This window comes from Streptomyces sp. NPDC002779 (assembly GCF_042888685.1).
In the GTDB taxonomy this organism is placed as follows: Bacteria; Actinomycetota; Actinomycetes; order Streptomycetales; family Streptomycetaceae; genus Streptomyces.
Window position 1 is genome coordinate 1 of sequence record NZ_JBIAQC010000078.1, and the last position, 1734, is coordinate 1734.

At 65.9% G+C, this 1734-nt stretch carries 2 protein-coding genes and 1 pseudogene; all 3 read right to left on the reverse strand.

What is annotated here, in order from left to right:
• Positions 1-678, reverse strand: a 678-nt coding sequence (locus ACFYW5_RS37930) for an IS3 family transposase (RefSeq protein ID WP_389421690.1), incomplete at its 3' end; no start/stop codon positions are given.
• Complete coding sequence (locus ACFYW5_RS37935) at positions 675-986, reverse strand: transposase (protein WP_389421691.1); 312 nt, start codon at positions 984-986, stop codon at positions 675-677. The genes ACFYW5_RS37930 and ACFYW5_RS37935, both read right to left, overlap by 4 nt.
• Positions 987-1055: 69 nt before the next feature.
• Positions 1056-1639 (reverse strand): annotated as a pseudogene (locus ACFYW5_RS37940) (ISAzo13 family transposase); the annotation flags it as partial.
• Positions 1640-1734 lie beyond the last annotated feature (95 nt).

The following is a 1734-nucleotide window of genomic DNA, read 5'->3' on the forward strand; positions in this document are numbered from 1 at the left end:
GGAACATCGCTGGTCTTCAAACTCCAGTCCGTCGTGGCCACGTCGCACACCTCCGAGATCAGGGTGTTGCGACGACCAGTTGAATCCACCTTGCGACCCGCGGTCGCTGTGATGAATGAGACCGGAGTCCTTCTTGATCCGGCGTCTCCACAACGCCATCTCCAGTGCGTCCAGGGGTAGTTTGGTCCGCATGTGGTTCGCGACCTGCCAGCCGACAATCATCCGCGAGTACACGTCCAGGACGAACGCCACGTATGCCCAGCCGGACCAGGTGCGCACATACGTCATGTCCGCCACCCACAGCTGATCCGGCCGCGAGGCCGTGAAGTCGCGGTCGACCAGGTCTGGCGGCCTGGGTGCCGACGGCTCCGGCACGGTGGTCCGCCGCCGCTGACCGCGGATGACGCCCTCCAGGCCCAGCTCGTCCATCAGCCGCTCGACGGTGCAGCGGGCCACCTGCACACCCTTGCGCTTGAGCGCGCGGGTGATCCGGCGGACGCCGTAGGTGCCGCCGGACTGGGCATGGACCTGTTCGATCAGCGGCATGAGCTGCTCGTCGCGCAGCCGGCGTGCCGACTTCGGCCGCTTCTTGCGCGCGTAGTACGCCGACTCCGACAGTCCCAGCACCCGGCAGGCGAACCCGACCCCGAGGCCCTTGTCCCTGAGGTGCTCGATCACCTGGTCGGCCTCGTCCGGGGACGGTCGAGTTCGGCCGCAGAAAACGCGCTCGCGGCTTTGAGGATCTCATTCGCCCGCCTCAACTCCGCGTTTTCCCGGCGAAGTTGCCTCAGTTCTTTCTGTTCGGCGGTGGTCAGCAGGTCGTCGCGTTCACCGGTGTCCGCCTCGGCTTGGCGGACCCAGCCGCGCAGGGCCTCCTTGTGGATGCCCAGGTCCTTCGCGACGTGCGCGATCGGACGGCCGGTGGTGCGGACCTCGCGGACGGCCCGCTCGCGGAGCTCGTCCGGGTACTTACGTGGTGCTGGCACAGCTCGTGGTTCTCCTTCGAGCCAGGATCATAAGCCTGGCTTCATGGACTCCACGAAACGGGGTGCAGCTCAGTGCGGTTGACGCCCAGTAGTTGGGCTAGGAATGTCATGGTCACCGCTCTGCGGCGGCGGAGGATGGCTGCAAGGAGCCGGTGGGTGTGGTCCACACTGCTGGTCTGTGGGTGGCGGTAGCTGCGCGGGCGGTGGAAGCGTCGCTGGAATGCTGCCTCGGCCAAGGCGTCCCAGAAAGGCTCGGAGACCGCCACCAAATGCTCGAAGGCGGTTCGTGACATGCCGGTCAGGGCCGGATCCGTGAGCATTGCGGTCAGGGCCGGGTCGGTCCGGTGTGTCGTGGCCGGCGCGTCTGGCGCTCGCGGTGGAACGGGAGACAGTGTGTAGTTCCAGTCACCGTGGAATGTGTTGGGTGTGATCGGAAGGGAGTGGAACTCGGCGGGTGTGACGCTGATGCCGAGGTCGTAGCTGCCTGTGTCCAGTTCGGCCCCGATGGTCAGGCCGGTCTTGGTTGTCGTGGCGGCGATGGTTTCGAGGACGACCTGGTAGCTGGTCAGTGGCCGTCCCCGCCAGTTCGCGGTGATGTGGCAGAACATCCGGTGCTCTATCTTGTTCCACTTCGAAGTCCCCGGCGGTAGGTGACTGAGGTTCCCCCGTCATGCGGGAGGTGCTGATCAGCTGGTCAGCAGGGGTTGATGGGTGTTCAGATTCGTTGGTTCGGCTGTCGCCTGCTCGG